The 5,923-nt window shown below is 34.6% G+C and carries 9 protein-coding genes; 8 read left to right on the forward strand and 1 reads right to left on the reverse strand.

Annotation, left to right across the window (positions count from 1 at the left end):
- From AC06OU_RS12095 to AC06OU_RS12105, 3 genes are all read left to right on the forward strand, one after another.
- Positions 1 to 738 (forward strand): ring-cleaving dioxygenase (locus tag AC06OU_RS12095; protein WP_475856057.1); only part of this gene is annotated, 738 nt, incomplete at its 5' end.
- A 10-nt stretch (positions 739 to 748) separates the two neighbouring features.
- The gene (locus tag AC06OU_RS12100; RefSeq protein ID WP_251553354.1) at positions 749 to 1,054 is read left to right on the forward strand and encodes a GNAT family N-acetyltransferase; all 306 of its coding nucleotides are present in this window, start codon (positions 749 to 751) and stop codon (positions 1,052 to 1,054) included.
- Between the two features lie 316 nt (positions 1,055 to 1,370).
- On the forward strand, positions 1,371 to 1,838 hold the full coding sequence (locus tag AC06OU_RS12105) for a DUF4064 domain-containing protein (RefSeq protein WP_475856058.1): 468 nt from the start codon (positions 1,371 to 1,373) through the stop codon (positions 1,836 to 1,838).
- Between the two features lie 11 nt (positions 1,839 to 1,849).
- Here the strand turns inward: AC06OU_RS12105 and AC06OU_RS12110 are convergent, their stop codons facing one another.
- Entirely contained in the window at positions 1,850 to 2,341 is a 492-nt protein-coding gene (locus AC06OU_RS12110) for a GNAT family N-acetyltransferase (protein WP_340881753.1), read from the reverse strand.
- Between the two features lie 107 nt (positions 2,342 to 2,448).
- Here AC06OU_RS12110 and AC06OU_RS12115 point away from each other — a divergent pair, with 107 nt between their 5' ends.
- The 5 genes from AC06OU_RS12115 to yidC form a co-directional block, all read left to right on the forward strand.
- Positions 2,449 to 2,895: a GNAT family N-acetyltransferase gene (locus tag AC06OU_RS12115; RefSeq protein WP_475856060.1), complete on the forward strand. Its 447-nt coding sequence runs from the start codon at positions 2,449 to 2,451 to the stop codon at positions 2,893 to 2,895.
- Positions 2,896 to 2,957: 62 nt separating this feature from the next.
- Positions 2,958 to 3,269, forward strand: coding sequence for a hypothetical protein (locus AC06OU_RS12120; RefSeq protein WP_475856062.1), 312 nt, complete (start codon positions 2,958 to 2,960; stop codon positions 3,267 to 3,269).
- 263 nt (positions 3,270 to 3,532) lie between these two features.
- Positions 3,533 to 4,432 carry a diacylglycerol/lipid kinase family protein gene (locus tag AC06OU_RS12125; protein WP_475856063.1) on the forward strand — a complete coding sequence of 300 codons (900 nt, stop codon included), beginning with the start codon at positions 3,533 to 3,535 and terminating at the stop codon, positions 4,430 to 4,432.
- A gap of 103 nt (positions 4,433 to 4,535) precedes the next feature.
- Positions 4,536 to 5,327 (forward strand): AraC family transcriptional regulator, encoded by a 792-nt coding sequence (locus AC06OU_RS12130; RefSeq protein WP_169361373.1) that lies wholly within the window; start codon positions 4,536 to 4,538, stop codon positions 5,325 to 5,327.
- A gap of 78 nt (positions 5,328 to 5,405) precedes the next feature.
- The coding region (gene yidC, locus AC06OU_RS12135; RefSeq protein WP_475856065.1) for a membrane protein insertase YidC at positions 5,406 to 5,923 on the forward strand (518 nt) is incomplete at its 3' end.

Genomic DNA, 5,923 nt, shown 5'->3' on the forward strand with positions numbered 1-5,923 from the left:
AGTAACACGGGGCTTCGTGTAAAAAGTGAGGCAGCTTTGCAATTTTGGAAAAATAGATTACAGGATCTTGAAGTTCCTCATGATGAAATTTCCGAAATGTTTGGTAGAAAAACTCTATATTTTGAGGATTTTGAAGGGTCAAGGATGAGACTAGTTGTAGATGACGGCAATGGAATTCCATTTGGGGAGCCATGGATAAAGGAAGAGATAAGTGGAGACAATGCTATAGTAGGCTTAGGTCCGGTTACCCTTACTTTAAAAAATCCAGAGCCTACAAAGAAAGTTTTAGAGGAGGTATTAGGATTCACTTTAATTGGTTCTTACCGCTCTGCTATTACCGATGCACCTGATATTCAAGTGTACTCTGTAGGAAAAGGTGGCCCAGCAGGAGAAGTTCATATTGAAACAAGAGAAGATTTACCAAGAGAGAGACCAGGAAGAGGAAGTGTTCATCATGTGGCATTTCGTATTCCTAATATGGATGATTACCCTAAATGGGAAGAATTCCTTCGAGCAAAAGGCTATACAACTTCAGGCCTTGTAGATCGGCATTATTTTAAAGCAATCTACTTTAGAGAGCCTAACGGAATCTTGTTTGAGCTTTCTACAGATGAACCTGGATTTGATACAGATGAAAAGCAGGAAGTGCTAGGTGAAAAATTGGCCTTACCTCCTTTCTTAGAGCCACGACGTAAAGAAATTGAGGCAAAGTTACGTCCGTTGTCAATTAATAAATAGTTGTGTTAAGATTCATAAAAAGGAGTGTGTGATAATGGATTTTCAATATAAAGAACTTGGCAATGATGTATTTGCCTATCAAGTAATAGAAGATGGGGAAAGACTTGGTGAAATTACGTGGACCCTGCTAGGAGACGTGATGGTTATGGATCATACTTTCGTTTCAAGTAAGCTTAGAGGCCAAGGAATTGCAAAAAAACTATTAGATAACGCCGCTTCCTATGCACGAGAAAACGATTTGAAAATGGAGCCTGTTTGCTCATACGTAGTAGATGCATTTGCTAAATCTGATGAGTACGACGACTTAAAGGCATAATAAAAGGCAATCCTCTTTAACTTAGTTTAAAGTGGATTGCCTTTTATGTTTTAGTAATTAAATGGATGTGAATAGCACTAAAATACCAGTTAATGCGGATGCACCTGCCAATGTGTATAAGAAGTCTGTTTGATTAAAGATCAATTTCTTTTCCATGTTAATCTTCCTTTCTATTTGGTGTTAATAATAAAATACCCGTTTTTTGCAGAGTGAAACAGGTTTATTAAAAATAACTCAGGGAAATTGTTGATTAGTGAAACTTTTTTAATTTGTTTTCGTACAATAGCTATGTCAATTAATAATAGGGGGTAGGAAAATGATATCAAGAACAGGAGAAGTAGTATTAGGAATTATCGGAGCAGTTTTTAATGTAATTGCAATCATACTAGTTTCTTTACTTGTCATTAACGGCAGTACAGCACTTCAAGATGAGGAATTTAAAACTATCATGGAACAAGATATGCTTAATGATCCACAACTAACTGCGGAAGAAGCAGAACAAGCTTTAGGTTTTGTTGAAGTATTTGTAGACTTGTTTGGGGTTATTGGCTGGGCAGCTGTAGTTGCTTTCGTCATCAGTTTAATCTTTAACATTTTAGGAATCGTATTTGTTTCTAAAAACAAAAAACCAAAGCTAGCAGGTATTATGTTTATATTAGGTGGAATTTTTGCAGGAATTATTTCCTTAACATCTATCATTTTATACGTAGCTGCAATTATGTGTTTTGTTCGAAAGCCACCAGTTAAATTTGAAGATGAATATACTACTGAAACAACATATTAAAAAACACCGGCCTAATAAGCCGGTGTTTTTAATGGAAATAAATATTTTGCTGTAGACAATGGATGGCCTTCGAAGTATTCATCAAACTCCTCGAGACATTCAAAACCAAAGTGTTCATAAAAAATACGAGCAGGTTCATTTTTACTTTCTACATAAACAAATAATTGTTTTCCGACGGACATATGGTTAACGCCAGCCTCTAATAGCTTCCTGCCGTAACCCATTTTTTGAAACTCTGGGAGTACGTAGATCGCTGTAAGCTCGGCATCACCATCTTCGTCTACATAAGTAAAGTTAGCAAAGCCTACAGCTTCACCTTTATATTCAGCAATTAAAAAAATTGTTTTTTCTATACGCTTGGCTATCATCATCGGAGAATAAGCTTTTTCTAAAAATATTTTCTGAATGTTTTCTGGTATTATATCTTTATAAGTATCATTCCAACTGACCTGTGCGATCTGTTGTATAGTAGGAATATCTTTTAACGTAGTCGCCCTTATCATTTGAAACACCTCTTTTAGCTTTTTGTAAGCATAACAAAATTTCTATCAATCTTCTATAAGTAATAAGAAAAAAATTGAAAATAAACATTTTTACATAGGAGGCAAACATGTCCTGGGAGTTAAAGAAATTTAGTGAGTTAGATACTCATGCTCTTTATGAAATACTAAAACTTCGTGTAGAGGTTTTTGTTGTTGAGCAAAACTGTCCATATCCAGAACTAGACGACTGTGATCAACAAGCTCTTCATTTTTATCTTAAAGAAAATAACGAAATTCTTGCTTATTGCCGTATTCTACCTGCAGGTCTCAAGTATGATGATTGCTCTATTGGAAGGGTAATTGTTAGGGAACAGGCAAGAGGAAAAGGTTACGCGCGGGTGCTTATGCAAAAAGCTATAAACATAATTGAAACTTCTTGGAAAGTTCCGAGTATAAAGCTGTGCGCTCAAAGTCACTTACAACATTTTTATCAATCCGTCGGCTTCCAAACAATTAGTGATGAATTTGATGAGGATGGTATACCTCATGTATATATGATTAGGTCAAAAAATTAATAAGTGTTATATTATCCTTATTAGGGTATACAAATCTTATAAATATATAGGAGGTAATAAATATGGCGAAAAATAGATCACTCTTATTGGCGGGACTTGCAGCTGGGGCTTATGCCTATTTCAGGAAAAAAGAAAATCGTGATAAGGCAATGGAAGCATTTAATAACACGAAAGATAAAGTAAATTCTTTCATGGAAGCTCAAAAGCAAGGCATGAATGAGGAAGAAACAGGAAATCCTAATCCTTATCATGAAGAAGATAATAATATGGTGAATGAGGGAGCTATGACAAGCGTCCAGTATTACAATGAGGAAGAAGCGGAAGCTACTCCAAACTCAGTTTCTGACAAGGATATAAAAACAGAAGATAAATAAACTTTGAAAAAAAGGTGCCTAATAGGTACCTTTTTTATTTTACATATATAGATATTACTGTATAATTTCTAAAAAATACCTTTAAAATTTATATGGTGAATAATGGTACTTAGGTTCTATCTGTTTTCTTCCCAAAGGAACTTCTCATTTCTATATTGTTCCTTTGATTGAATTAGCATTTATCTATCACTGCCGCAGTTTCAAGATAGGATATTTAGGGTACGAAAAAGAGACGAGTATATTTTAAAGGAGGAAGCAAAAAAATGAAAAGGGCAATGTTAATTTATAATCCTTCTGCTGGGCGAGAAGAAGCAAAACAATTTAAAGATAGAGCAATTGAAGTATTAACGAATTTAGGTTTTGATGTGACGGTAAAAGAAACACAAAAGCAGGATGATGCGACACATTTTGCTGAAATGGCTTGTACTGAAAAAATGGATTTTTTGTTAGCCATGGGTGGAGACGGAACGATAAGCGAGGTAGTGAATGGTCTTGCTGAACGAGAAGACCGACCTTTATTCTCTTTTGTCCCCCTCGGTACAGTGAATGATTTTGCAAGGGCTCTTGGCATTCCGCTTGAACCAGACATTGCAATAGAAGCGCTTAAGATGACCAATACGGAACAAGTTGACGTAGGAAGAATCGGTGATAAATACTTTGTTAATGTAGTAGCAATAGGGGATATTGCTAGTAGTGTTGCAGATACTCCTGTGGAACAAAAAACGAGATATGGATCTGTGGCCTACTTAATGGCTGGAGCAAAGGCAATCATCTCGAATGAAGAGGTAGAGATGACAATTACCCATGATCATGGTTCATGGAAAGGGACATCTATATTAGTTTTAGTTGCCTTAACCAATTCTGTAGGTGGATTTGAGAACTTGGTTAAATCTGCTAAAATTGATGATGGGAAAATGCATGTCTTTATCATAAAACATGCAGGATTAGCGGCAATTGCTCGTATGGGAACTAAAGTAATGCTAGGAACACTAGGGAAGGATGAGGGAGTAGAGACTTTTACTACTGAGGAGCTCCGAATCGAATCGAATCGCCCATTATTTTGCAACGTAGATGGTGATCAAGGAGACTGTACTCCCCTTGATATACACATTCTTCCTAGACATTTGGAAATGCTTTTACCTAAAAAAACAGAAAGTAATTAAAAGTCTAGTTTTTTACTATAAAATGTTATAAAATGATTCTACATCCCTATTTAAAATATAGGTACAAATGGACTATAAAATTGACTGGAAAGATGAGGTACTTATGGATAATACAGAAAAAATATTCTTAGATTACTTCACAAAAGCCTATGCCAAAGAAATGGGTATTACTAATAGAGTAGAAGGTCTTGATAAATTTTTTGAATTAGAAAAGAAATTATTCTTAGATATGTATTCTTTTGAAATTGAGAGAGCAAAAAAGGTATTAAGAGAAATCATTGACTTAATTATCGCTACGAATAACAAGCAAATGATTCAAAATGTAAAGTACTATTACATACAATTGTCCGCTGTTATGGCTAGAAAGTTGTATGAGAGCCAGGTTCCGCTTGATAAGGTAATGGCCTTTAATAATGCTAGTGTGGAAATTATAGATACGAAGATGAGTGATGCGCAGTTTTTGCAGTGTGCAGATGAGCTAGTAGAATTCTTTGTTATGGTAATTACTGAGAGGAAAAAACCTTCCTTTGGGCACCAGACAGTAAATAAGGTAATTCTTTATATTAATGATGAAATTGAAACAAATCTAACAGTAGAAGATATCGCCAAACAATTTAATATTAGTACAAGTCATCTCTCTAGAATTTTTAGAGAACATACTGGAGTAACTCTGGTAGAATACTTAAATATTAGAAAGGTAGAAGAGTGTCAATATTTTCTACGGCATACAAACAAATCAATATCAGAAATCTCTAATTCATTCCACTTTTGTAATCAGAGCTATTTCACGCGTATCTTCAAAAAATACACGAGTCTTACTCCTAAGCAGTTTAGAGACCATCAAGAACATCCTAATTTTAAATATAATTTTCCAAAAGAGCCCAAAACTTATTAAAGGTTTGTCTAAGTAATATTTGAAAAATAGCTTTATAGAGGGTATACTCGATATAGTTTGAAAAATGAAGGTGAAGCGATGAAGAAGAAAATCAGTTTATTAACTATCCTTATTTTTGCAACAGTCCTACTAAGTGGCTGTTCAGGAATAGAAAACAAAGAAGGCACTTTTTACAATATATTTGTTCGACCTTTTGAGTTTTTAATTGAATTTTTTGGAGACATTTTTAACGGTAGTTATGGGATGGCAATCATTGCTATTACTATTCTTATTCGTTTAGCCTTAATGCCCCTGATGCTTAAAAATTATAAGAATCAACAAGGTATGAAAGAAAAAATGGACAAGCTCAAACCAGAGATGGATGAGATTCAAAAGAAGCTAAAAGAAACAAAATCAAAAGAAGAACAAATGGTACTACAACAAGAAATGATGGGCTTATACCGCAAGCATAATGTGAATCCATTAAACATGGGTTGCTTACCAATGTTGATTCAGATGCCAATTGTTATGGGATTATATTTTGCGATCCTATATTCAGCGGATATAAAATCACACGAATTTTTATGGTATAACTTGGGGTCACCTGACATCGCTAT

This window comes from Psychrobacillus sp., assembly GCF_056205495.1.

Coding starts and splice junctions, on each gene's coding strand:
- AC06OU_RS12105 (WP_475856058.1), top strand. CDS start 1,371: ATGATATCAAGAACAGGAGAAGTAGTATTAGGAATTATCGGAGCAGTT.
- AC06OU_RS12110 (WP_340881753.1), bottom strand. CDS start 2,341: ATGATAAGGGCGACTACGTTAAAAGATATTCCTACTATACAACAGATC.
- AC06OU_RS12115 (WP_475856060.1), top strand. CDS start 2,449: ATGTCCTGGGAGTTAAAGAAATTTAGTGAGTTAGATACTCATGCTCTT.
- AC06OU_RS12120 (WP_475856062.1), top strand. CDS start 2,958: ATGGCGAAAAATAGATCACTCTTATTGGCGGGACTTGCAGCTGGGGCT.
- AC06OU_RS12125 (WP_475856063.1), top strand. CDS start 3,533: ATGAAAAGGGCAATGTTAATTTATAATCCTTCTGCTGGGCGAGAAGAA.
- AC06OU_RS12130 (WP_169361373.1), top strand. CDS start 4,536: ATGGATAATACAGAAAAAATATTCTTAGATTACTTCACAAAAGCCTAT.